23 protein-coding genes are annotated in these 24,890 nt (G+C 27.6%); 8 read left to right on the forward strand and 15 right to left on the reverse strand.

Features of this window, described 5'->3' with window-relative positions; genetic code table 11:
• Positions 1-161 precede the first annotated feature (161 nt).
• The 6 genes from IC214_RS18700 to IC214_RS18725 all read right to left on the reverse strand — a co-directional run bounded on the left by IC214_RS18700 (position 162) and on the right by IC214_RS18725 (position 6,635).
• Positions 162-1,229: an RNA ligase RtcB family protein gene (locus tag IC214_RS18700; RefSeq protein ID WP_227482542.1), complete on the reverse strand. Its 1,068-nt coding sequence runs from the start codon at positions 1,227-1,229 to the stop codon at positions 162-164.
• A 250-nt stretch (positions 1,230-1,479) separates the two neighbouring features.
• Entirely contained in the window at positions 1,480-2,457 is a 978-nt protein-coding gene (locus IC214_RS18705; protein ID WP_227866922.1) for a protein kinase domain-containing protein, read from the reverse strand.
• A gap of 183 nt (positions 2,458-2,640) precedes the next feature.
• The gene (locus tag IC214_RS18710; protein WP_227866893.1) at positions 2,641-3,900 is read right to left on the reverse strand and encodes a VanW family protein; all 1,260 of its coding nucleotides are present in this window, start codon (positions 3,898-3,900) and stop codon (positions 2,641-2,643) included.
• Between the two features lie 251 nt (positions 3,901-4,151).
• The gene (locus tag IC214_RS18715; protein ID WP_227434803.1) at positions 4,152-4,781 is read right to left on the reverse strand and encodes an endonuclease/exonuclease/phosphatase family protein; all 630 of its coding nucleotides are present in this window, start codon (positions 4,779-4,781) and stop codon (positions 4,152-4,154) included.
• Between the two features lie 189 nt (positions 4,782-4,970).
• Positions 4,971-5,132 (reverse strand): hypothetical protein, encoded by a 162-nt coding sequence (locus IC214_RS18720; RefSeq protein ID WP_227434804.1) that lies wholly within the window; start codon positions 5,130-5,132, stop codon positions 4,971-4,973.
• A gap of 342 nt (positions 5,133-5,474) precedes the next feature.
• On the reverse strand, positions 5,475-6,635 hold the full coding sequence (locus tag IC214_RS18725; protein ID WP_227434805.1) for a DUF819 domain-containing protein: 1,161 nt from the start codon (positions 6,633-6,635) through the stop codon (positions 5,475-5,477).
• Between the two features lie 482 nt (positions 6,636-7,117).
• Between IC214_RS18725 and IC214_RS18730 the strand changes: the two genes are divergently transcribed.
• The 6 genes from IC214_RS18730 (at position 7,118) to IC214_RS18755 (ending at position 13,034) form a co-directional block, all read left to right on the forward strand.
• Complete coding sequence (locus IC214_RS18730) at positions 7,118-8,158, forward strand: M42 family metallopeptidase (RefSeq protein WP_227855281.1); 1,041 nt, start codon at positions 7,118-7,120, stop codon at positions 8,156-8,158.
• 379 nt (positions 8,159-8,537) lie between these two features.
• Positions 8,538-8,789, forward strand: coding sequence for a TM1266 family iron-only hydrogenase system putative regulator (locus IC214_RS18735; protein ID WP_227434807.1), 252 nt, complete (start codon positions 8,538-8,540; stop codon positions 8,787-8,789).
• 14 nt (positions 8,790-8,803) lie between these two features.
• Positions 8,804-10,012, forward strand: a complete 1,209-nt coding sequence (gene hydF / locus IC214_RS18740; RefSeq protein WP_227482538.1) for a [FeFe] hydrogenase H-cluster maturation GTPase HydF — start codon at positions 8,804-8,806, stop codon at positions 10,010-10,012.
• A 35-nt stretch (positions 10,013-10,047) separates the two neighbouring features.
• On the forward strand, positions 10,048-11,133 hold the full coding sequence (hydE, locus tag IC214_RS18745; protein WP_227434809.1) for a [FeFe] hydrogenase H-cluster radical SAM maturase HydE: 1,086 nt from the start codon (positions 10,048-10,050) through the stop codon (positions 11,131-11,133).
• On the forward strand, positions 11,134-12,510 hold the full coding sequence (gene hydG / locus IC214_RS18750) for a [FeFe] hydrogenase H-cluster radical SAM maturase HydG (protein ID WP_227482537.1): 1,377 nt from the start codon (positions 11,134-11,136) through the stop codon (positions 12,508-12,510).
• Positions 12,511-12,599: 89 nt separating this feature from the next.
• Positions 12,600-13,034, forward strand: coding sequence for a hypothetical protein (locus tag IC214_RS18755; RefSeq protein ID WP_227482536.1), 435 nt, complete (start codon positions 12,600-12,602; stop codon positions 13,032-13,034).
• Between the two features lie 72 nt (positions 13,035-13,106).
• Here the strand turns inward: IC214_RS18755 and IC214_RS18760 are convergent, their stop codons facing one another.
• The 6 genes from IC214_RS18760 to IC214_RS18785 form a co-directional block, all read right to left on the reverse strand.
• Positions 13,107-14,426, reverse strand: coding sequence for an aminotransferase class III-fold pyridoxal phosphate-dependent enzyme (locus IC214_RS18760; protein WP_227434812.1), 1,320 nt, complete (start codon positions 14,424-14,426; stop codon positions 13,107-13,109).
• A 294-nt stretch (positions 14,427-14,720) separates the two neighbouring features.
• Positions 14,721-15,509: a putative ABC transporter permease gene (locus IC214_RS18765; RefSeq protein ID WP_227482535.1), complete on the reverse strand. Its 789-nt coding sequence runs from the start codon at positions 15,507-15,509 to the stop codon at positions 14,721-14,723.
• Between the two features lie 111 nt (positions 15,510-15,620).
• Positions 15,621-16,586 carry a VanZ family protein gene (locus IC214_RS18770; protein WP_227482534.1) on the reverse strand — a complete coding sequence of 322 codons (966 nt, stop codon included), beginning with the start codon at positions 16,584-16,586 and terminating at the stop codon, positions 15,621-15,623.
• Between the two features lie 162 nt (positions 16,587-16,748).
• Positions 16,749-17,063: a hypothetical protein gene (locus tag IC214_RS18775; RefSeq protein WP_227482533.1), complete on the reverse strand. Its 315-nt coding sequence runs from the start codon at positions 17,061-17,063 to the stop codon at positions 16,749-16,751.
• Positions 17,064-17,201: 138 nt separating this feature from the next.
• Positions 17,202-17,702 (reverse strand): GNAT family N-acetyltransferase, encoded by a 501-nt coding sequence (locus IC214_RS18780; protein WP_227482532.1) that lies wholly within the window; start codon positions 17,700-17,702, stop codon positions 17,202-17,204.
• 55 nt (positions 17,703-17,757) lie between these two features.
• The gene (locus IC214_RS18785; protein ID WP_227835444.1) at positions 17,758-18,957 is read right to left on the reverse strand and encodes a DHHA1 domain-containing protein; all 1,200 of its coding nucleotides are present in this window, start codon (positions 18,955-18,957) and stop codon (positions 17,758-17,760) included.
• A 359-nt stretch (positions 18,958-19,316) separates the two neighbouring features.
• Between IC214_RS18785 and IC214_RS18790 the strand changes: the two genes are divergently transcribed.
• Entirely contained in the window at positions 19,317-20,285 is a 969-nt protein-coding gene (locus IC214_RS18790) for an L-lactate dehydrogenase (protein WP_227434818.1), read from the forward strand.
• A gap of 109 nt (positions 20,286-20,394) precedes the next feature.
• The gene (locus IC214_RS18795; protein WP_227434819.1) at positions 20,395-21,348 is read left to right on the forward strand and encodes an L-lactate dehydrogenase; all 954 of its coding nucleotides are present in this window, start codon (positions 20,395-20,397) and stop codon (positions 21,346-21,348) included.
• 166 nt (positions 21,349-21,514) lie between these two features.
• On the opposite strand, the gene IC214_RS18800 is transcribed toward IC214_RS18795, so the two are convergent.
• From IC214_RS18800 to IC214_RS18810, 3 genes are all read right to left on the reverse strand, one after another.
• Positions 21,515-22,645, reverse strand: coding sequence for an XRE family transcriptional regulator (locus IC214_RS18800; protein ID WP_227434820.1), 1,131 nt, complete (start codon positions 22,643-22,645; stop codon positions 21,515-21,517).
• A gap of 160 nt (positions 22,646-22,805) precedes the next feature.
• Positions 22,806-23,759 carry a peptide-methionine (S)-S-oxide reductase MsrA gene (gene msrA / locus IC214_RS18805; RefSeq protein ID WP_227482529.1) on the reverse strand — a complete coding sequence of 318 codons (954 nt, stop codon included), beginning with the start codon at positions 23,757-23,759 and terminating at the stop codon, positions 22,806-22,808.
• A gap of 191 nt (positions 23,760-23,950) precedes the next feature.
• Positions 23,951-24,862, reverse strand: coding sequence for a patatin-like phospholipase family protein (locus IC214_RS18810; RefSeq protein ID WP_227830613.1), 912 nt, complete (start codon positions 24,860-24,862; stop codon positions 23,951-23,953).
• Positions 24,863-24,890 lie beyond the last annotated feature (28 nt).

The following is a 24,890-nucleotide window of genomic DNA, read 5'->3' on the forward strand; positions in this document are numbered from 1 at the left end:
ATTTCTTACAGAATGTAATTTTATAAAGATTACATATTATGAAGTTAAGTTCTTTAAATTATTAACCCTAACAAAAAACAAAAAAATAACTGATAGTATCAAAGCATTCTTAATATGCTTTAATAAAATCAGTTATTTATAATTTAATATAATTTTTAAAATTACCCTTTATAAGTAATTAGTGGTTTCATAGTTGCCACTACTTGAATAAGCTTATATTCTATCAAACTTTCAATAATTTGTTCTATATTTTTATATGCTTCTGGAGCCTCTTGAAATAACAAGTTTATATCATTACATAGAATATGACTTTTAAATTTTGTTTGTTTTATAGTATCTTTATTATACTTGTTTTTAAGACGAGATTTACAAATTGAACGAGACCATTTTCTACCAGCTCCATGTGATAGAGAATATAAAGACAGTTCTGTATTTTCAGTAGGCATAACTATATATGATAGACTTCCTCTTGAACCAGGTATAATTACAGCTCCTCTTTCACTTGAAACAGCACCTTTTCTATGTATGAATTTATCTTCCCTTTTTTCTATAAAATTATGATTTATAGACAATATTTTTTCAATATCTCTAGATATACCTATTGATTGCATGATTTTTTTACTAACAATTTCACGATTACGCTCTGACCAGATTAAAGCTTTATCATGATTTATCATATAATCTCTTTCTTTTTCACTTCCAACTTCAATACCATTTTTATTATAAAATTTTTTAAGTATGGTTTCTCCGTAATTTCTTGACCCACAATGAACTAACATCATTATGTCATCAGATGAAAATCTTAATAGTTCAAATTTTTCTTTATTGTGAATTTTATTTACACATTGAAATTCTATAAAATGATTTCCACTTCCAATAGTCCCCAAATTTGATATTGGGCATTCCTCTTCATATGGATTTATTATTTTTATATCAGATAAATCTTTAATTTCATAAAGACGTTTAATCCATCTATCTTTTTTAAATTTCTTTTTGGAAATTCCAGTTTTAAATAAAGTCATGCCACAACCTATATCATTTCCAATTATATGTGGATAGATAATATCTTTGGTTTCAACTGCTAGGCCCACAGGTATTTTACCTGCATGTAAATCAGGCAATCCTACTATTCTTAAAACTCCATTCAATTTTAAAATATCTTCAAGTTGTTTCTTTGCTATATCTTCAATCCAACACTTGTTACTTGCTATTATTTTTATTTCACTCATACTTTGCTCCTTTTTAATATACTCCTGCCTTTAAAAAGTAGCAAAAAGCTGTGACTTTTAGCCACAGCTTTTTTATTTTAAACTACAAAAGCAGGTGGCTATTTGTTAAAATACTCTTAAACGTTTAACACCTCATTATTTTTTGCTAACATAATAACCACTTCCTCTCATAATTAAAACAATACTAAAATTTTAATCTATATGTATATTATTTATAGACATTTATTTTAAAATGTACAATATATAATTTTTATATTATAGAACCTATAATAATCATTGAAATCATAACTATAGCTAAGCCAGCAACAACAATTTTTTTATGTAATTTTCTTCTCACTTTACTTTTATCTTCTTTTCTAACCTGAACAATTTTTTTTGGTTCTTCTTCTAATTTATCTTCAACCTCTATATATGCTTTTTCATACATTACCTTACTAAGGTCAACAATAATATCATTAGCTCTAGTATATTTATTATTTCTACCAAGCAGTCTTTTTATAACATTTATAAGTTCTATGTTTCCATTAACTGCTCTTATACTATTCCAATCTAGCCCTTTATCAATCAATTGTAACATTTTTTCTTCTGAATTTGCTTCTCCAAAAGGTAATTTCTTAAATATAGACTCAAATAAAATAAGACCTGTTGCGAAAAAATCACTCTCTCTATCAGTATAGTTTATACATAGTTGATGTGGACATAAATATCTTCTATTTCCATAGCTTCTTGTATTAACCCCATTATTTGCTTTTGTAATTCCAAAATCACAAATTTTAATATTATATTCTGTATTCACCATTATACTACTTGACTTTAAACTGCCATGATATGAATAATTTCTATGTATCATTTCTAAAGCTTTTAAAACTTGTATCATTATATTTATAATTGCTTCTAGATGAAGATAATTACCTAGAATTAATTCATCTAGGCCAATACCATCAAAGTCTTCACTTACAATATAATATAATGTTGTTTCTTCTGTGCAATGAATCCCAACATCAATTATTTTTAGTATATAAGGAGAGTTTATTTCATCTAAAGCAGTACTTTCATCAATTAAATTTGATACAAAATCTTCACAAATATAGTTATTGTGTTTTATAACTTTTATTAACACATTTTTTCTGTAAAAAACATCCCTAGCTTTATAGATTTTGTTAATTTCTAAAACGTCATCAGAATTTACTACCTCATACCTATTGCCTATAAAATTCAACCCTGTCACCTCCTCATACATTTTATATAACTAAATCTATTTATAATTATACCAATATATAGGAATATTTTCTATATATTAATGATTCTAATATCAAAACGACAATTAATAAGTCTATTCTTATACAAAAAACAAGAGAGTTATCAACTCTCTTGTTTTTTGTATCAATTCAATATTAAGCTAAAAAATAATCTATTTTTTCAATTCTTTATAAGAACTATTTGATATATGTTCTCTTTTTATGACTTTTCCATTTGAGTCTTTATACACCCTATATGTAGAATATTTATCTTTTCCAGTATTCTTTACTTCTATAGATATATTTGGTTTATCACCAGAATTGCCATATACTATAGATGATACACTTCCTCCACCTGCATAATTTTTAATATATACAGGATGGTTATATGGATTTTTAAATTTTAAATTTAATCCTCCATCACTTACCGTAGCATCTCTACCTCTTGGTACATAAGTAGATGCAGATGAGTGGTTTGTAACTTGTGTTATTTCCATACCTGAAAGGAGAGCTGCATTATAAACTGTTGAAGATGTTTGACAAACGCCTCCACCTGCTGATTGCTCTAATTTTCCATAAACTATAACTGGTGCATCTTTGTAACCATTAGCTTTATTGCTAGGCCCTGTAAGCTTATTATATGAAAATTCTTCACCTGGCATTAGTAAAACATCACTAGTTTTTCTTGCTGACAATGCCACATTATATGCTCTACCTGATACAGATTGAGAATATGTTGTTGAATATTGACCTATAACAGAATTCACAGATTTTACTTGTTCTGTCGTTATATCTGGTTTTTGAAGGTTTACTTTTAGTTCTAAAGGCTTATGCTCTTTATTTTTTATCATGTTGTATATAGATTCTTTATTTGATGCCAAGTCAAATTCTCTACCTATAACAGACTCTGTGTAATTTAATCCACCACTTCCAACACTAACTGAAGCATTTTTCATTTTAACGTTGATGCTATCTGCTACTGAAGATACTTGAGCACTAAGTTTTGCCTCATCATATCCAGATTCTATTTTCAGGGCTAGCTTATTTATTCTTATATCAATATACTTCTTTAAGTTTTGAAAGTAAGAACCTTTTTTTGTACTCTCATAAGCATTTTTTACAACTTCTTCTGTGTTATATTTTAAATCAATATCATTTGGAGATATTTTATAATCTTTTCCTTCATAAGTAAGATTCAGGACTTCTGGAGTATACTTATCTGTTACAGCTTTTAATGCTTCCTCTTTGCTCATATCAGATACATTTATATCTTCTATATATACATTTTTAGCTATTTTCCCATTATATAGAAATTTGTTGTTAAAAAAATAAGTAGACACACCAATCGCTACAGCTAAAACTGCTAACACTATTATAAAATTTCGTTTTTTTTCTTTTCCTAATTTTGAAACCCTTGTTGTACTTCTGCTCATAAATTCACCTCATTTTAACACTAACTTAATTTATCTTAATTTTGCTTATTAAAGTTTCCCTTTCAAAACTACTTTAGATTATATTTGAATAGCTTTTTTTAAACAAGGTATTTAAGCAAATGTAACTTTATTGTAAATTTATGTCTTATAATTAGATTTCTTTTTGACACTTTTTAATTATATTTTTTTAATTATACCTTAATAAAAAATTTACCCTTTATTTACGAATATTGATTAAGTTACATTAAAAATTAAATATATCCTATTACTGGATAATGGTCTGATAAATAAATCTTCTCTACTATATATCCTTTTAGTTCAGTTTTTCTATCAACAAAAATATAATCTATCCTAGAATTTGACTTTTCAAAGGTTGCAAACTGAGATTTATTTAGACAAACAGCCATATCACTAAACATATCTAAAGAGATATTTTTTTCATTGAAATCACCACATAAAACAACAGCTCCTACTAATCTATTTCTATAGTCTATTATTTCATCCAGTTGCTTTGCTCTCTCTTCTCTATCTAAACCTAAGTGAACATTTATAATATTTATAATTCTTCCATAATCATCTACAGTTATACAAAGTGCTCCTCGCTGTTCTTTTTTACTAGTTAAAAAAAAATGATTATTGTTTAATATTTTTAATTTTGTAAATGTACAAATTCCATATAGCATATTTACCTTTTTTACATTTGTGGCAAATACACCATCCATATTTAAAACAGCCTTTAAAGCTAAAAATTGAGGGTATAGCACTTCCTGCAAACAAACTACATCACAATTTAAGTTCTTTAAATATATTCCCATTTTAGATAATGTTAATTTATTATTTGAATCCATACCTTTATGAATATTGTAGGTTACTATTTTCATTAATATCACCTCTTATGCAGTATTATGCCCTTGAGATTTAAACTCATTTATTTTTTAGTCTATAAAATACTGTACTGCTTTCTAAAACTCAAGTAATCACAGATTTTATCACAAAAAACCTAACTTAAGTATTTATATTCTACATAAGTTAGGTTTTACAAAATTTTATAGTATTTATTTTATGCATTTTTAATGATGATTCTCCTTTTTTATTTTTTTCAATTTGCCTTCACTTACAACAAATAAAAATCCCATCTTTTTATATATTTCATCTAATTCAATTAAAGTCACTTCACCATTTTTTAAATTTGTTAATGTTATATCCTGTATTTTTCTTGATGGAATTATCATAAGTTATCAACACTCCTTTAAATTCTTTTTATCTTTATATTTAAATATATTTATGCATTGTGATATATATTCATAAATTATTAAAATAATTTCAAAAAACATTCGTTCTGCAAACATTCGTTCTATATATTTATTATACATCATACAAACGTTCGATTCAATATAAAAATTAAATATATATCGTTATTGGTAATTTTTACAATATTATTCACTAAATATGTCAAAACAACTTTTTAAAACGACTTATTTTGCCAAATAAAAAAAGTTATTTCGATAAAAGCTTATGCTTAAATTGAAATAACTTTTCTGATATGAATTATTTAGCTTTATACTATAATTTTATTAAGCTAACATATGTAATATTTGAGTAACTATAAGAGCACAATAAGTTCCTATAACATTTCCTAAAAGCCCCATAAGTACACCTACTGGGATTAATACTGGATTATGAACCCCAGCAATCATTGGTGCTGTAGTTACACCACCTATATTAGCTATACTTCCTACCTCACAAGTAAATAAGTCTAATTTAAATAGTTTTGCAAGTCCTATAAATGAAATGGCATGTACAAGAACTACTACTAATCCAAACATTATGTAAACAGGAGCCTCTGATAGTCCAAAGAAATTTGCTTTACTTCCTGTTGCTGCAAGAAGCAAGTACATAAACACATTTCCTACTAATGTACTTCCTTTAAGTTTTGATATCTTAGTCATACCTAACAGTATTGATACTGTAGAGGCAACAAGTACTACCCACATAGTCTCATTAAGTATGCCTGAAGTTGGAAGTATCTTAGATACAATCTGTGCAAATGCTGCAACTCCAAATCCAACAGATAATAAAGTCATAAGTTCCACAAACGTAGGTGCTGTATTATCTTTATTTTCTTTCTCAAGCTTTGCTGTAACCTCATCTATAAAACTTGTATCACATTTTGTCCATTTGTTAAATTTAGGTCCAAATTTTACAGACATTAGACAAACAGACATCCATACTGTATATCCTATAGAACCCATAAGTATTGCATAACTAAGCCCTTCTTCTGCAACACCTAAAGCATTAGCTGCTGCAATCATATTTGATGAACCACCTATCCATGACCCAGATGCTGCACCAAGAACTTTCCATGAATCTGCACCCATTGAACCTTTAAAAATTATAAAGGCTATAACAAACCCAAGCATAAATGTCAATGTAGCACAGAAAAATGATAATAACATTTTAGGGCCCATTTTTAATATTTTTCTTAAATCACATTGAATTAATAAGAATACTAACATTAATGGTAGAAAATTTACGGTTATTATATTCTGATAGATACCAACTTCTTCATTTTGTGCAAATAAACCAAATGATGCAAGTATAGCAGCCCCTAAATAAATTAAAAGCATTGGATTAATAACATCGAATATCTTCCATTTTAATTTATCAACCATGTAAAAAATGCCACCTACAAATACAACTAAAAAACTACAAAATACGAATCCGTTTTCAATCACATTATACACACCCTCTCTTTTTCTAAGTAATCCAGATTTTTTATAATTCCTAATAAATTTTTTCCCAATAATGAAAATAATTAAAATAAACTTTTTTATTTATATTTAGCTAATTAAATACATATATAACCAACTATTTACACATATTAATAAAGGTTTACAGATTAATTACTTTAAAAATGAATATTCTGAATTTAAAATCTTTTTCAAAAATTATTTTATTACTAAAATCTTTATTTGTAAAGAGAATTAAACTAAATATTTTATTTATTTGTTTTTATTTGTTTATTTGTTTTTTATTTATTTTTATTATTTATACAATAAAACTATTTTCAACTTAAACCCATATAATATAAATTAATTTTACCTTATATATTATTTTTTTTAATAGATTTAGAAATTTTTCTTTCAAATACAGTTTTCAGAACATTCGTATTTATGTTATAATTTGTATGAATATACATTTTTTAGGAGGAAATAATATGAATTTAAATTTAACTAATACTATAAATTTGATGAAGAAGTATCTTGATATACCAAGTCCAGCTGGATATACTGAAAATGCAGTTTTAGAAAGCAAAAAGGATTTTGAAACTTTAGGTCTTAATACTACTCTTACAAAAAAAGGTGCTCTTATAGCTACTCTTCCTGGTGAAGATGATTCAAATCAAATAACAATATCTGCACACATGGATACACTTGGTGCTATGGTAAAAGAAATATCACCAGATGGTACTCTTAAATACCATAAAGTCGGTGGTGGTTGTTGGGCCGCTATAGAAGGTGAAAATTGCACTGTTATAACTAGAAAAGGTAAAAAAGTTAGAGGAAGTGTTGTGTTTAAATACGCTTCTACTCATATATATGGACAGACAAAAGCTGCATCTGAAAGAAATGAAGAAACAATGATTATTAGACTTGATGAAAAAGTATTTAATAAACAGGATGTTTTGGATTTGGGAATAAATGTTGGAGATTTTGTATGTCTAGACCATCGTTTTGAAACTACAGAATCTGGTTTTATAAAATCTAGATATATAGATAACAAAGCAGCTGTAGCAATGGTTCTTGAAATAGCTAGATACTTTAAGGAAAACAACTTAATACCTAAGCATACTACTAACTTTTATATAAGTAATTATGAGGAAATTGGACATGGTGTCTCTAAAGCTTTACCTGAAAAAACTAGAGAATTTATAGCAATAGATATAGCACCTACTGGACCAAGTCAAACATCTAGTGAACATGGTGTAACTATAGTTGCAAAAGATAACTTATCTCTATATGATTTTAGTTTAAGAAATAAACTTGTAGATGTTGCAGAAGATAATAATTTAGATTATGCTGTCGATGTATTTACTTTTTATGGTTCAGATGCTTCAGAGGCTATTCGTTGGGGAGAAGATGTTCAAATAGCTTGTGTTGGCCCTGGAACAAATAATAGCCACCACTACGAAAGAACTCATATAGAAGCAATTGAAAATACTCTAAAACTTCTTATAAACTACATGCTAAAAAAATAATTAACTATATATTTTATTAAAGTCATTTCTTTGTAAATAACCAATTTTTATTTTTATTTTTATACAAAAATTGGTTTTTCTATAGACTTAATCTCGATTTACTACTATTATATAAGTAACTTCAATTTTCTTTAGTTAATTTTTATATGATTCACACAAATTGTATAAAAATTTTCTTTAGCTAATTGTTGTTAAAATAAATTTTACAAGCTAACCCTACCAGAAAAGAGTTATCTAATCTGTAAGGAAATAGTTTAATATAGCACATTATAATTGTGTAATTAATAACTTTTCTTTTGTAGAAACTTTTCTTTAAAAAGAAAAGTTTTTTGATTTTGGATTTGTTTAAGAACATATTTTCTGAGTTAGGAGGATATTTATGAAAAAGGTTGCGGTTATAAGTGCTATTTTGGAAGAACCAAAAGAATGTCAGCTTAAATTTAATGAAGTTGTATCAACTTTTAAAGGTATTATTAAAGGTAGAATGGGAATTCCTTGTGAAGAAGAAGGTGTCTCAATTGTATGTATAGCAGTTGTTGGCGAAATGGATATTATCAATAGTTTGACTGGTAAATTGGGAAATATACCTCATGTATCTGTAAAAACTAGTATATCAAAAAAAGAAATTTAAGGTGGTGAGTACAAATGAGTCTAAATTCTACTCCACAATCAATAAGAGTACATATAGGTCTCTTTGGTAAAAGAAATGCAGGTAAATCTAGCGTAATAAACGCTATAACAAATCAAAGTGCTGCAATAGTATCAGATATTGCTGGAACTACTACAGACCCAGTATTTAGACCAATGGAAATCCTTCCTATAGGACCTTGTGTTCTTATAGATACTGCTGGTCTTGACGATGTTGGTGAACTTGGTGAGCTTAGAATAAGCAAATCATTAGATATTTTAGAAAAGACAGACATAGCTTTACTAGTAGTGGATTGCCAAATTGGTGTGTCAAAAGAAGATTTATCACTAATTGAAAAGTTTAATGATAAAAATATACCTCACATTTTAGTACTTAACAAGATTGATACAATTAAAAATCAATCTGAAATTTTAAACTTAACTAAAAATAAAGTTAAATGTCCAGTTGTTTCTGTCTCATCAACAGATAAAATTGGAATTGAAGATTTAAAAAATGAAATAATAAAGGTTTTGCCTAAAGACAGTAATGAGTTTAAATTGGTATCAGATTTAATCGAGCCAAATGATTTAGTTGTCTTAGTTGTTCCAATAGATAAGGCAGCTCCAAAAGGTAGGCTTATACTTCCTCAACAGCAAGTTATAAGAGATATTTTGGATATTGGAGCAATTTCTATAGTTACAAAAGAAGATAGCTTAAAAGAAACTCTATCTAATTTAGGTAAAAAACCTAAGCTTGTTATTACTGACTCTCAAGTATTTCCACAAGTGGATAAAGATACTCCAAAAGATATTCCTCTTACATCTTTTTCTATATTGTTCGCTAGACAAAAAGGAGACCTTAAAGAATTAATTGATGGTGCCTATGCTTTAGAAAATTTAAAAGATGGTGACAAGGTCTTGATGGCTGAAGGTTGCACTCATCACAGACAAACTGATGATATTGGAACAGTTAAAATCCCTAATATGATTAGAAAGAAAACTGGTAAAAATATTACTTTTGAATTTAGTTCTGGAGTATCTTTCACTGAAGATATAACTAAATATGCACTTGTAGTTCACTGTGGAGCTTGTATGATGAATAGAGCTGGAATGTTATCTAGAATAGAAAAGGCAAAATCTTTCAATGTACCTATCGTAAACTATGGTATTTTAATAGCATATACAAAAGGTATTTTGGAAAGATCCCTTGAACTTTTCAATTACTAAAAATTTAAATATATTTAATAAATACATACTAAGATATGACTAAAAATAAGATTAAATACTTTATAGATAAACTTTACAGCATTAATTCACTAAGCTTTGATGAACTACTATACTTAATAGAGAATATCGACAATGAAGAATATAACTTTGAACAAAATTTGAGAAACTATCTTTACAAGCAAGCTAGCGATATGAGAAATAAACACTATGGAAATAGAGTCTACTTAAGAGGGCTTATAGAACTTACAAACTACTGCAAAAACAATTGTTACTACTGTGGTATACAATCTTCTAACAAAAATATTACAAGATATCGACTTTCAACGGATGAAATACTTGAATGTTGTGATATAGGTTATAAGATAGGATACAGAACTTTTGTTTTACAAGGTGGTGAAGACACATATTTTACTGATGATAAGATATGTGAGATTGTTTCAAGTATCAAAAATAAATATGAGGATTGTGCTATAACATTATCATTAGGAGAAAAAAGCTATGACTCCTATAAAAAATACTTTTTAAGTGGTGCAGATAGATATCTTTTAAGACATGAAACTGCTACAGACAGCCATTACAAAAAATTACATCCGCCAAACATTGAACTTAGAACTAGAAAAGAATGCCTTAAAAACCTCAAGGAAATTGGTTATCAAGTAGGTGCTGGATTTATGGTTGAGTCACCATTCCAAAGCAATGAGGACCTTGTTCGTGACTTATTATACCTAAAAGAGTTAAATCCTCATATGGTTGGTATAGGACCTTTTATCCCACATCATGATACAATCTTTAAAGATTATAAACATGGTGATTTAGAAAAAACACTACTTATGCTTTCAATTACAAGACTTCTACTTCCAAAAGTCTTATTACCTGCTACAACAGCTCTTGCATCTATAAACCCTAGTGGTAGAAATGCAGGTCTTTTAGCTGGTTGTAATGTAATTATGCCAAACCTTTCTCCTCAAGAATTTAGAAAACAATATTCTCTTTATGATAACAAAGCCTTTACTGGTCAAGAAGCTTGTGAATATCACCAGAGTTTAGAGGAAAATATCAAGTCACTAGGACTTAAAGTTGACTACTCTCGTGGTGATAATATTGAATGGAGGCGTTTGTAAATGTTCATAAAACATGAACTTATTAATTCTTTGTTAGAGGATGCAAAAAATTCAACTTCTGATGATATTGAGAAAGTACTTGATAAGGCTGATAGAAGAGAAAAACTTAGTTATAAAGATATAGCTACACTTCTTGAAGTAGAAGATAAAAAACAACTTGATAGATTATTTAGTATAGCTGGGCAAATAAAAAATGAAATATATGGTAATAGAGTGGTTTTATTTGCCCCTCTCTATGTATCAAACTACTGTGTAAATGAATGTGTTTACTGTGGTTTCAATACATGTAATAAATTTAAAAGAAAAAAACTTACTATGGACGAAATAAGAGAAGAAGTTAAAATACTTGAAAAAATGGGTCATAAAAGACTTGCTTTAGAAGCTGGTGAAGACCCTAAAAATTGTGATATAAATTATATATTAGACTGCTTAGATGCAATTTATTCAACATATAATGAAAATGGAAACATAAGAAGGGTAAACGTTAACATAGCAGCTACTAGTGTAGAAGAATATAAACTACTAAAAGAAAAAGGAATAGGAACTTATATACTATTCCAAGAAACTTACCATAAACCAACATTTATAAAGATGCATGGTCAGTCTATAAAAAATGATTACTACTACCATTTAACAGCTTTTGATAGAGCCATGGAAGCTGGAGTTGATGATGTTGGTGCAGGAGTTTTATTTGGTCTAGCTGACCCTAAATTTGAAGTTTTAGGACTTATGATGCATAATGAACACCTAGAAGAAAAATTTGGTGTAGGATTCCATACTATATCTTTCCCTAGATTAAAAAAGGCTGAGGGTATGAGTTTAGAAAATTTCCCTCATTTAGTTTCTGATGATATGTTCAAAAAAATTGTAGCTATAACTAGATTGGCAGTTCCTTTTACTGGAATTATAATGTCTACTAGGGAAACTGCTGAAATGAGAAATGAATTACTAAAATATGGTGTATCACAAGTTAGTGCAGGTTCTCTAACAGGTGTTGGTGGATATAAAGCATATGAAGATGGTGACAATACAGAACAATTTGAGGTTGGAGACCACAGAAGCCCTGTAGAAGTCCTTAAGGAATTAATCACTGATGGATATATCCCTAGTTACTGTACAGCCTGTTATCGAAAAGGTAGAACTGGAGATAGATTTATGAGTTTGGCTAAGAGTCGTCAAATTCACAATGTCTGCACACCAAATGCACTTACTACATTGAATGAATTTTTAATTGATTATGGTGACGAAGAACTTAAAGCTATGGGTAAAAAACTTATTACTGAAGAAATATCTAAGATAGAAAGAGAAGACATAAGAAACATCGTATCTAACAATATGACTGCCTTAGAACGTGGGGAAAGAGATTTATACTTATAAAATTTTATTCGTTGTATATTATTATTGTATATTCTATAGGTTAGTAGTAATATTATCTAAAGGGAAAGTTTAAGGGAGGGAGATTAACATTGAAAGATAACAACAATACCAATAAAACTATTCAATTTGGAGAAAAAAAAGCTAGCCTAGAAAACAATATTCAAAAAAATAAAAATGTCAAACTTGATGATACACACAAAGTCATTCCTTACCCTAAAAATAGAAAAAAGGATGATAAAAAGAAGAATAACAAAAAAAAGAATACAAATATAAATAAACATAAGGTCAATAAAGATAATTATGGACATTCTTTTTTTAATAACAAATACAAATATAAAAGAAAACCATATGTTATTGCTTTATACACAGTAATTTTTATTCTTTTAGCAATTTTGATTATAACAAAACTGACAGATAGTTCGAGTAAGAGTAACTACTCTCGCAATACTGTTTCTAATACTCACAAAAGTAATACCCAAAACATAACCTTTAATGAATCGACTAATCTTCTTACTTGTGGGTAACTTAAAAGAGTTATCTCATTTCAGAAATTATTTTCTAAAATTGAGATAACTCTTTTTTATTTAATATCTATTTTACCAACCTTGAGTTACTTCATAAACTTCGTCACCAATTCTACCATTTAAATAATCATCTATTGCAGAATCTATAATACTCATTGCTTTATCTACTTGTTCCTTAGTTATTACTAAAGGTGGTTGTACTCTTAAAGTGGATTGTCCTAAGAATATCATTATCAAACCAGTTTGTATACATCTGTAGCATATCTTAGCTGTAGCATCTGGATGTTTTTCAGTAGAACCTTTTCCTTTAACTATATCAACTCCTATAGATAAACCTAAGCCTCTTATTTCTCCAATTATATCGTATTTTTCTTTTAGTTTTTCAAATCCTGCTTTAATATAATCTCCCATTTCTATACTCTTTTGAAGTAAATTTTCTCTTTCAATTATTTCTATAGATTTTAAAGCAGCTACACATACTGTTGTATTTCCAGCTAAAGTAAATAGATGTGCTGGTGCATCAAGACTTTGCATTATTTCTGTTCTTCCAACAACTGCTCCTAAAGGTAATCCTCCACCAACAGATTTTCCAAGAACTATAAGGTCTGCTTCAACACCAAAATTTTCTATACCAAACCATTTACCTGTTCTTCCCATACCTTGCTGTATTTCATCACTTATAAGTAGTATTCCATTTTCTTTACATATTTTACTTAATCCTTTAATCCATTCTACTGGAGGCACTATTATTCCTGCATCTCCTGCAATTGGTTCTATAAATATTGCAGCTACTTCTTCTACTGGTAAGTAGTGTGCAAAAGCATATTCCATTTCATCTAAACATTCTTTGGCAGTTCTATTTTTATCTGGATAATGGAAGTGATAAACTTCTGGTAATAATGGACCCATTTTTCTTCTCATATTTGTACTTAATGCAGATATAGATATAGCTCCATAAGTACTTCCATGATATGATTCACACATAGATATTATTTTTGTTCTTCCAGTATATCCTCTTGCTAATTTTATAGCAGCATCTATACAAGCAGAGCCTGTTGCGCTGTATAATACTTTCTTATCATTATCTCCAGGGGCTATTTCCACAAGCTTTTCAGCTAACTTTACAGGAGGATCACTATGAAAATATGCAAGTGTATATTGTGTGATATCATCCATTTGTTCTTTAACTGCTTGTGAGATTTCCTTATTTCCATGACCTACATTTGCAGAGCCTGCACTTGCTAAAAAGTCTACATACTCATTACCTTCATAATCATATAACATCGCACCTTCACCTGATTTAAATGCTACTGGATAATAAGGTATTTTTTGAGTCTTAGCAACATATTTTTTTTCTTCTGTACTTATCATTTGACTAGTTATCTCGCTCATTGGCAAATCATTCCCCTCTTTAAGTAAATTTATATTTTTAGAATTATTGCAATTTATAAAGATATTTTTATATAAAATTCTTTATATACTAATGTTAGTATTTTTGACACAAATTGTCAATATATGTTTTTATAATTTTCAAAATATTTGTTATTCAGAGATAATATATTTTATTTTCAGCAAATCAACTCTATTTCTCCAAAAAATAAAGAACTCTATTCTATTATAATAGAGTTCTTTGCAAATTATCTTATAAATACTATTTTTCCATTTATTTCTAATTAAATCATCTTATCATCTTTTATTATCATTAATGATTTCTTTAAAATATTGTAATTGTTCTTGTTGTTTTTTATGTTTTATATCTGGGAAAGCCTTGATAATTCTTTTTTGTAAGATAATATTAGATTCTATACGGTCTAATTTACTGTTTATTTTGTTTAATTTTTCTCTGGCTTCTAACTCTTCACTATTTATTGTTTTAAATAAAGCTTGTATCTCTCTTCTATCAAACTTATCCAATTTCATGTTTATACCATTTAGGTCTGTAATTATTTCATCTAATAAATTGAGCTTCATGTCTAATTTTTTAAGTGATATGATAGTAACAATTAAATCCACAATTGTCCATAAAGTCGTAATTACCACTATTGAAATTAATATATTATACGGAATAGTACTCACAATGTATTCTATATAGGGATGTATAAATTTTATTATTACAACAGACATTATTCCAAAATATATTGCATTTTTTAAACAGACTCTTCCCTTTACATTAAATTTTTGGTCAGAATAATCCCACCATTTGGCATGGAATAATGTTTCTAAAATAAATCCTGTAAAATATTCTAGTATTGTAGTCAAAATCATTCCTATCAAAAATAAAATAATTATATTGTCAAACCTGCCTAATACTGATATCACAAGTACTGCTCCAAAACCATAAACAGGACATATTGGGCCATTTAAAAAACCTCTATTGATTATCCTTTTGCTTGCTATAGAACATCCTGCACTTTCTACTACCCATCCTAGAAATGAATATATAAAAAAATACAAAATATATTTTATTATCTCCATAATTTATCTCTACTCCTTCAATAGTTGATATATTTTTGTGCATAATGTAAAAATAATTGTAGAAATAGTTTTTTCGTTTTTTACTTTTGTTATTCTTTTTTGTTGGATATTCTATTCATCTAATCCGATTAATAATCTAGCAGCTGTAATTCCATGTTCATCTTTTGGTCGATTATACTTATCAATCCAAATCTCAAATGTATCAGATTTCTTTAACAGAGGCAAATTTTTAGCATCAAATTCTTCATATCTAATTATATCTTTATTCTCTCCTTCAGTGATTACAAAGGATATTAGTTTTGTATTTTTACTTAGATAAACTTTTATATTACCATTCTTATCCATTAAATTATCTGGACTCTTTATATTATTATTACAAGCTGCCTTAATAGTTAATACACCATTTTTAAAGCTTTCAAATGAGCCAATTATATCTCCCTCATTTTTATCTATATCTTTAATTATTTCCTTATTTTCTTCAACTAATATTCTTGAAACTTGTTTATCTGGCTTGAGTTTAAAAGTTAACAAGCTTTGGTAATTTGTAACAATGACACCTAATCCTATTACTCCCAAAACTATGCTTGTACTTATTATGGCTTGGAATTTCTTAATGTTATTAGGAAATAATTTGGTCACCTTTGTATAAATAATAATACCAAGTATCCCACCTAATGAATTTAGAAGCACATCATCTATGTCACTGCTTCCAATAGCTAAAATATATTGTATTAATTCAAATCCTAAACTAATAAGAGAAATTATTATAATTATAGTTTTTTTATCTAATTTTTTTAATACTACAGGAAGAAAAATTCCCATTGGAATAAATATACCAATATTACCTATGATATTTGCAATAGCTCTTATAAGACTAATGTTACTATCTGTCATAAATTCCCATACTGTATAGAATGGAATTAAGTTGACAGACCTAAATCCACCCTTGAAAATGGCATAAATTGGTACATCTTTAAATAAAATTATCCTTATAGTTATTAGAACATATACAAAAAATATTATGTATATAATTGATAATAATAATTTTTCTGAAGTTCTACACATGTCTTTTTTCAATAATAACACCTTCTCTCTTCTAATATTTTAATAATGCCAACAAGTGTTTAAGATGCCTTTAAAATTTTCTTAAATTTTCCTTAAGTGTTAAATTAAAACATATTAAAAAGGTCTATACTTTAAAATATAGACCTTCATAAATTTCATTATAGATACATTTTATTAAATGACAAACAATTTAAGTGTAGAACAAACAATAACCAAAGTTAAAAGTAATCTAGCATATAAAAAATTTTTTTCTTTAAGCATAACTCCTGCAACTCCAAGTATAAAAAAGAGAGATGCAATAAATTTACCAAGAATATTATTACTTGGATAAGAACTAAAATACATGAAACAAAGTACAAATGTATATACACCTATTGCATTAAATACAATTGTGTTAGATGCTATCTTGCCTTTATTAAAAAAGAAACAGAATATTGATACTAAATCTAAAAACAAAAATACATAAAACATGACTTTTAAAACGCCCATACTTATACCCCCTAAAAAATTTAATTATAATATCTGCTTTATTTCATACAATTCTCAATATACCCAATATAAACTTATAATCTTAATATAATAATAGTATAAGTTTATATTATTGGTTTATTACATCTTATATTTACATTACTGGTTTATTACTTCATATTCATACATATTATAATCACATTCATACATATTTAAAGACTCATATGTTGCTTTTGCATTTATGTTTTCTTTTTCTACATATAATCTCATGCCAACAATATTTTCATCTCTATCACACATATTTTTTATATGATTAAATAAATAATTAAAGATGTTCTTTCTTCTATACTCTTTCTCTACATATACACTCTGAATCCAAAGAAAGTTTCCATTTCTCCAATCACTCCACTCATATGTATACATAATCTGTGCAACAACCTTATCAAATACTGTATATACATAGTATTTTCCTTTTCTTTCATCTAATAACAGCGCCCTTACACCTTTAGTTAAAACATCCATGTCAAGTTCTTTTCCTTCTGTTTCTTTAGCTAAATTATAATTAAATCTCGCTATTATATCCAAATCATCTAAACGGGCTTCTCTTATCTCTATCAGTTCTTCATTTTCATATAATTCTATATAGTCCTTTTGTTCCATACTTATTCCCCCATATCTATTTTACGTATTACATTAATCTCTTTGTAATAATACATTATAAAAATTTTTCTAGTTTCATAAATGCATAATCGAAGGTAGATTCTAAGTTACCATTATTTTTTCCCCCACCTTGAGCTAAAACCTGACTTCCTCCACCTTTACCATCTATAAGACTTATTGCATCCTTCAATAAACTTCCCATATTAACAGCCTTCAAATTTTTAGAACATGCAAAAATCAAGTTTATTTTTTCTTCAAATCTAACAGCTAATAATGCAATTTTATTTTCATCTTCTGTAATTTTATTTGCAATTTTATTTACATATTTTAAATCTTCTTCATCATAAATTTTTTTAACAACTGAAATATTTCCAATCTTATTTGCATTTTCAACCATTTCTTTAACTTGATACTTAGCTACTATTTCTTCAAGTTTTCTTTTTTTACTTAGAGAATCTTCCACTTTCTCATTTAAATTTACAATTCCATTTATAGCATCTTCTTCACTACAACTTAAATATCTACAGATTTTAGTTAAATATATATCCCTTTTTAATACTTCATCTACAGCTCTTTTACCAGCCAAAAACTCTATTCTTGTACTAGACTTATGCTTCTCCCATTTCTTTATTTTTATCATTCTAAGCTCACTTGTTGATGTTGGATGTACTCCACAACACGCATTTGTATCTAAGTCACCTATTTTTACTACCCTTATTTCTTCATTTGTGTTTGGTAAAGCACGTCTTAACCAAATTTTTTTTAATTCTCTTTTAGTTGGAAGTAATGTTTCTACTTGTATATTCTGATGAATAATTTCATTGGCAAGCAACTCTATCTCTCTAATTTTTTCTTCATCTAAATTACCCTCTATATCCACTGTGCTGTACTCATTACCTAAATGAAAACCCGTTGTATTTGCATTAAAAGTCTTAAAAAAACATCCTGAGAGTACATGTTGTCCAAAATGTTGATGCATACCATCTTCTCTTCTATCCCAATCAATACTACACTTTACCTTATGTATCTTTATTGGTTTTTTATCTAATATATGATATACTTTTTTATCTTCTTCATATACACTTATTACTTCATAATTATCTATTTTTCCTAAATCTCCAAATTGTCCTCCTCCACCAGGGAAAAACGCTGTTTTATCCAACAAAACATGAAACTTATTTTCTATTTCTCTTATCTCAATTATTTCTGCTGTAAAATCTCTTATATACTGATTTGTATAGTATAACTTTTCCATTATGATTTTATCTCCATTTCCTTTATTGTAAACTGCCTTATTGTTTAAATATACACATATTTTAGGTTAAGTTTAAAGTAATTACACCAGATAGAGCTTAACCTATTTTTTAATAGTAATCTTCTACTATATTTTAACATATAGATATTAATGTTAACAAATTTATAATTATATATTATTTTAAATATTCAATAATATAAAGTATATTAACATTGCTTTTTTAAAAACTTTAGTATAAAATCATATTAAATAAATTTTCTGAAATGATAGAATATTGCAATCTATAAAAAACATATTTAATAACATATAGCATTGTATTATAAATATATCGTTTTATTTTGTAGGGGGAGTGATTTAAAATGCCAATAAAACCAAGAAAAATATCTATTGTAGGTTCAGGTCATGTTGGTTCACACTGTGGATTTAGTTTGATAACTCAAGGAGTTTGTGATGAACTCTTTATGATTGATATTGATGAAGCTAAAGCAAAGGCTCAAGCTTTAGATTTAGCTGATGCGGTTTCCTATCTTCCACATAAAGTACATATAGAAAAAGGAACTTTTAATGATTGTAAGGATTCTGATATCGTAGTGATAAGTGTTGCAGATTCTTCAGAAGGTCCTTTACGCAGACAAAACACAACTAGGTTAGACTTACTAAAACCAACTATTGGGATGATAAAATCTATAGTAAAACCTATAATTGATTCTGGATTTGATGGTATATTTATCGTTATTTCTAATCCAGTTGATGTAGTTACAAATTATATCTGGGAAAAGTCTGGTTTTCCTAAAAACAGAGTTATTGGAACTGGAACAGCTTTAGACTCAACAAGACTTAGAAGACTCTTATCTGAAGAAACTGGAATCGCTCAACAATCAATACAAGCTTACTCAATGGGTGAACATGGAGATTCTCAAATAGTTCCTTGGTCTCATGTTTCAATTGGTGGCAAACCAATTTTAGATATGATGAAGGATAATCCAGATACTTATGGCAAATTAGACTTACCATCAATAGTTGAAAAAAACAAGAAAACAGGTATAGGTATAATAAATGGCAAAGATTGCACAGAGTTTGGAATAGGAACTGCTTTAGTAGAAATTGTAAAGGCTATACTACATAATGAGAAAAAGATTTTACCAGTCTCTACATTATTAGAAGGTCAATACAATGAAGAAAATGTATTTGCAGGTGTTCCTTGTATTATAGGAAAAAGTGGGATTGAGGGAATTGTTGAAATCAATTTAACTAATGATGAGCAAGAAGGATTTAGTAAATCTTGTTCTGTTTTAAGAGACCATATTGCACTTTCAAAGACTATTTAGTTTTAAATCTATACGATTTATTCTTTAATTAACTTATTTAGATACTCTATAATTATTATAGAGTATTCTCATATGTATACATAAAACAAATTGTAAGGAGATGTTAAATTTGTCAATAAAACCAAGAAAAGTATCAATAATAGGAACTGGTCATGTCGGTTCACATTGTGGATTTAGTTTAATAACTCAAGGTGTTTGTGATGAACTACTGATGATTGATATAGATGAAAATAAAGCAAAGGCTCAAGCTTTAGATTTATCAGATGCAGTTTCTTATCTTAAACATGCTACAAAAATAAAAAGTGGAACACTTGATGATTGTAAAGATTCTGATATTGTAGTAATAAGTGCAGGTCCATTACCTGAAAAAAATCAGACTAGATTGGATACTCTTGAGTCTACAGTCAACATTGTAAAAACAATTGTAAAACCTATTGTTGATTCTGGATTTGATGGTATATTTATTGTAATTTCAAATCCAGTTGATATAATTTCTGATTATATTTGGAAAGTTTCTGGATTTTCTAAAAATAAAGTTTTGGGTACAGGCACTGCACTCGATTCTTCGAGACTTAGAAGGCTTTTATCTGAGGAAACAAATCTTCCTCAACAATCAATACAAGCTTATTCTATGGGTGAACATGGAGATTCTCAGATGGTTCCTTGGTCTCATGTTTCAATTGGTGGTAAACCATTATTTGATATTATGAAAGAAAATCCTAACACTTATGGAAAATTAAACTTAGATGAATTAACTGAAAAAACAGCTAGAGCTGGTTGGGATGTACTTTATGGCAAAGGTTCTACTGAATTTGGTATTGGTACTGCTTTAACAGAAATAGTAAAGACAATTTTTCATAATGAAAGAAAAATCCTTCCTGTTTCTACTTTATTAGATGGTCAGTATGGGCAAAAAGATGTGTTTGCTGGTGTTCCTGCCATAATTGGCATAAATGGAGTTGAGTCTATAGTAGAAATTAATTTAACTGATGATGAACAAAAAAAATTCAATAAATCATGTACTATTTTAAAAGAATACATTAAAATTGCTAAGGATATTTAGATTAATACCATATTAGAATACATATTTAAGTTAATAGCATATTTTAAGTGTATCTCAAATTTAATATTGAAAGCAGGTAAATTTCTTATGATAAAAAATTATCTTAATAAACCTTAAATTTAAATCATAAATACCTGCTTTTATCTTTCAATATTAAAATATTAATTTATCTTTTCCCATCAAATTTTATAACTTTACTTTTTTTCTTTGTATTTTGAGATAGGAGTCCATTTTTCAATCCCATCAATAATTCTAGGTCTTCTGGATAAAGACTTATTCCTATATCTCCTAAATTTGATACTATATTGTCTGTGTTCATTATTTTGTTTTCTATCAGTAATTCGACTGCTTTTTTTAAATATACTGGACTTACACCCTTCATTTTATCTAATGGTTCTTCTATTAACCATCCTCGTTTATCCATTTCGCTCATAAGATAATTATACTTTTTATAGCTTATCTCACCTAAATTGTATGCTCTAAAAATCATAACAGATATAGGTACAATCCATTTTTGCTTTAGTTCTACATAATAATCTAGGTCTTCTGGATAAACCAAGTCTTCTAAAAAAGTCTCTCTTGGAAGCAAAAATGCACAGGCATATTCATCTGCTAAGAATTGCTTATTTGGTATTCCCAATTGACTTGATATTATATATCCAAGCTCATAGGCTAAATCATAGTTTCTAATTGATGCTGATTTTTTATCATTCCCAAGAGATATTAGATATTTAGTTTCTTTACCTATTCTCTGTTTTTGAGTAAATACGGTTGCTCCTTTTCTATCTACATTCATTCCTGATATTATAATCCCATTAGCCTCTAATAAACTTACCATATTTACTATTGGATTGTTGTTTAAATTCCAAAGTTCTCTAGTCTTATTAGCAAGACTTTCTATATCATTTATATTAACATCCTTAATTAGTTTTCTATTTGGTAAGTTTTCTTTTGGAAATTTTATATAACTTTCCATAAACGAGTATATTTTATGAATGATTATTATTTTTTCTCTATAAGAAATTTCCTCCACTCTAGGAAGTTTAGATTGAGGATTAAAATGACTATCTTCCACAATAACATTTATACTTTCGTTTTTATAAAAATACTCTTTTGGGAAGTTTAATATATTTGATAATTTTAATGCATTTTCAATATTTGGAACATACTTATTTTCTTCAAAAGCTTGTAAATCTTTTTTATTTATTTTAGTTTCTTTAGATAACTGCTCTAGAGTTTTAGCTCTAAAAACTCTAGCTGATTTTAATCTTTTTCCATTAAAGTCTTTTAAATTCATTTGTTTTCTCTCTTTCAAAAATTAAATTCTTTAGTCATACAAATATAAATTATAACATTACAATTAATAATTTATCATATTATTGGCAAAAAAACAAAAGATGAAAACATAAATTTATATTTCCATCTCTAATCTGAATATATGATATAACTAGTTTTAATTATTTAAAAAGCTCTAAATATTCTCCATATCCTAATTCTTCCATGTCTTTTTTAGGTATAAACTTAAGAGAAGCAGAATTTATACAATACCTTAAACCTCCAAGTTCCTTTGGTCCATCATCAAAAACATGACCTAGATGAGAATTTCCTTTAGCACTTCTTACTTCAACCCTATACATGCCTTGTGAAAAATCACTTCTTTCAATTATAGACTTATCTATAACTGGCTTTGCAAAGCTAGGCCATCCACATCCCGCATCAAATTTATCCTTTGAAGAAAATAAAACCTCTCCACTTACTATATCCACATAGATACCTTCTTCATTATTATCATAATATTCATTTTCAAAAGGTACTTCTGTCATGTCATTTTGAGTAACTTCAAATTGAATAGGAGTTAAAGTCTTTTTTAACGCTTCCCTATCTACATTATTTCCATCCCAATAACTTTTTACAAAATTATATCTTCCTGAACCTTTATAATACATATTATAATTTAATGGTCTTTTTTTATAATAATCTTGATGATTTTCTTCTGCTTCGTAAAATTTAGTTGCTGGAATTATTTCAGTAACTATTTTACTATCAAATATTTTACTATTTTCTAAGCTTTCTTTTGACTTCAAAGCTGTATTTTTTTGCTCTTCATCATGATAAAATATAGCAGTTTTATATTGAGTTCCTCTATCACCAAATTGTCCACCATCATCCGTAGGATTAATTTGTTTCCAAAATATATTTAAAAGTTCATCATAACTTATTATATTATCATCATAAGTTATTTGAATAGCTTCAACATGGCCAGTTGTTCCTGAACATACTTCTTGATATGTAGGATTTTCAACATGACCAGATGTATATCCAGAAACTACTTTTATAACCCCATCATATTTATCAAAAGGTTTTACCATACACCAAAAACACCCACCTGCAAAAGTAGCAAGTTTTATCATTTTCATCACTCCTTAAAAAAATTATATTTTATTTATTCCCTAAGAAGTAACTTAATAATCTTGTATTTTATTATTTTTTACTTTATTTAGAAAATACTATATGATATTAAAGTATTTAAAATTGCAAAATCTTTTATCAAAATTATAAACTATAAAAATTTTCTACTTATAAATATAATGAAAAACTATACCTAATTTTTATAAAAACCTTTTTTATTTATCCATTCAAATGCATCTTTTATATCACAGTTTTCACCTAGAGATATTAAATATTCTAGTGAATCACAATCATCCATAGCTACATCTCTCTCCATTTTAGGATTTAACCTATAGTAATTATCTCCAAGAAGTTTTTGAGAAAATAGTTGACTCATTTGAGAGTTCCCTTCTAGTGTAACAGATATAATTGGTAAGTCTGGCTCCTTATTGATTATCCAGTCAATAGCTCCCCATTCAGTTGTATCTGTCTTTATACTATTATATACATATCCAGTCCCTATAGAAAAAAGTCTTGTATTTTTATAATTTAGCTTAAGTCCACTGTCAATTGAATAAACTATACATGCTAAACTTGGGTCAGTTGCTATTATACCACCATCAACATGACAATTATAGGTTGGAAAGAATACTGGTGCAGCACTACTTGCCATTGCTACATCCACAACTTTACTAGTTTTATTAAGAGAATTTGGCATATTATTATAAAATACAGGCTTCCATGAATGTTCTTCATTACCTATATAAAAGCTTGGTACCATGACTAATTTACTTAAATCTTTCAATTCTAAGTCTTCTGGAAATATACTTAGTAAAATTTCCTTTAAATTTTTATTTTCATACTTTGGTCTGAGCATTTCTGCATAACTTTTGTTGAAAATATACTTTGAATTTTCAATTGAATAGAGAGTCTTTATCTCTTTTGGGCTTACACCATATGCAAGCCCTAATGCAATCAAACTGCCTGTAGATGTTCCTCCAAACATATTTATGTTATTTAACAAACTTGGATACTCCTCTACTATTCTCTCAAGTATGGATATACTTAATGCTCCCTTTAATCCACCACCATCGAATGTTAATATATTAAAATTCGAATTTTTCATATATACATACCCCCATATAAAATGCCTT

This window comes from Clostridioides sp. ES-S-0190-01, assembly GCF_020658275.1.
Lineage (GTDB): Bacteria > Bacillota > Clostridia > Peptostreptococcales > Peptostreptococcaceae > Clostridioides.

Excerpts from the sequence above, each read along its gene's own strand:
- IC214_RS18760 (WP_227434812.1), bottom strand. The coding sequence starts at position 14,426 with ATGAGCGAGATAACTAGTCAAATGATAAGTACAGAAGAAAAAAAATAT.
- IC214_RS18710 (WP_227866893.1), bottom strand. The coding sequence starts at position 3,900 with ATGAGCAGAAGTACAACAAGGGTTTCAAAATTAGGAAAAGAAAAAAAA.
- IC214_RS18735 (WP_227434807.1), top strand. The coding sequence starts at position 8,538 with ATGAAAAAGGTTGCGGTTATAAGTGCTATTTTGGAAGAACCAAAAGAA.
- IC214_RS18810 (WP_227830613.1), bottom strand. The coding sequence starts at position 24,862 with ATGAAAAATTCGAATTTTAATATATTAACATTCGATGGTGGTGGATTA.
- IC214_RS18780 (WP_227482532.1), bottom strand. The coding sequence starts at position 17,702 with ATGGAACAAAAGGACTATATAGAATTATATGAAAATGAAGAACTGATA.
- msrA (WP_227482529.1), bottom strand. The coding sequence starts at position 23,759 with ATGATAAAACTTGCTACTTTTGCAGGTGGGTGTTTTTGGTGTATGGTA.
- IC214_RS18785 (WP_227835444.1), bottom strand. The coding sequence starts at position 18,957 with ATGGAAAAGTTATACTATACAAATCAGTATATAAGAGATTTTACAGCA.
- hydF (WP_227482538.1), top strand. The coding sequence starts at position 8,804 with ATGAGTCTAAATTCTACTCCACAATCAATAAGAGTACATATAGGTCTC.
- IC214_RS18720 (WP_227434804.1), bottom strand. The coding sequence starts at position 5,132 with ATGATAATTCCATCAAGAAAAATACAGGATATAACATTAACAAATTTA.
- IC214_RS18775 (WP_227482533.1), bottom strand. The coding sequence starts at position 17,063 with ATGGGCGTTTTAAAAGTCATGTTTTATGTATTTTTGTTTTTAGATTTA.
- IC214_RS18765 (WP_227482535.1), bottom strand. The coding sequence starts at position 15,509 with ATGGAGATAATAAAATATATTTTGTATTTTTTTATATATTCATTTCTA.
- IC214_RS18730 (WP_227855281.1), top strand. The coding sequence starts at position 7,118 with ATGAATTTAAATTTAACTAATACTATAAATTTGATGAAGAAGTATCTT.
- IC214_RS18800 (WP_227434820.1), bottom strand. The coding sequence starts at position 22,645 with ATGAATTTAAAAGACTTTAATGGAAAAAGATTAAAATCAGCTAGAGTT.
- IC214_RS18700 (WP_227482542.1), bottom strand. The coding sequence starts at position 1,229 with ATGAGTGAAATAAAAATAATAGCAAGTAACAAGTGTTGGATTGAAGAT.
- hydE (WP_227434809.1), top strand. The coding sequence starts at position 10,048 with ATGACTAAAAATAAGATTAAATACTTTATAGATAAACTTTACAGCATT.
- IC214_RS18715 (WP_227434803.1), bottom strand. The coding sequence starts at position 4,781 with ATGAAAATAGTAACCTACAATATTCATAAAGGTATGGATTCAAATAAT.
- IC214_RS18790 (WP_227434818.1), top strand. The coding sequence starts at position 19,317 with ATGCCAATAAAACCAAGAAAAATATCTATTGTAGGTTCAGGTCATGTT.
- hydG (WP_227482537.1), top strand. The coding sequence starts at position 11,134 with ATGTTCATAAAACATGAACTTATTAATTCTTTGTTAGAGGATGCAAAA.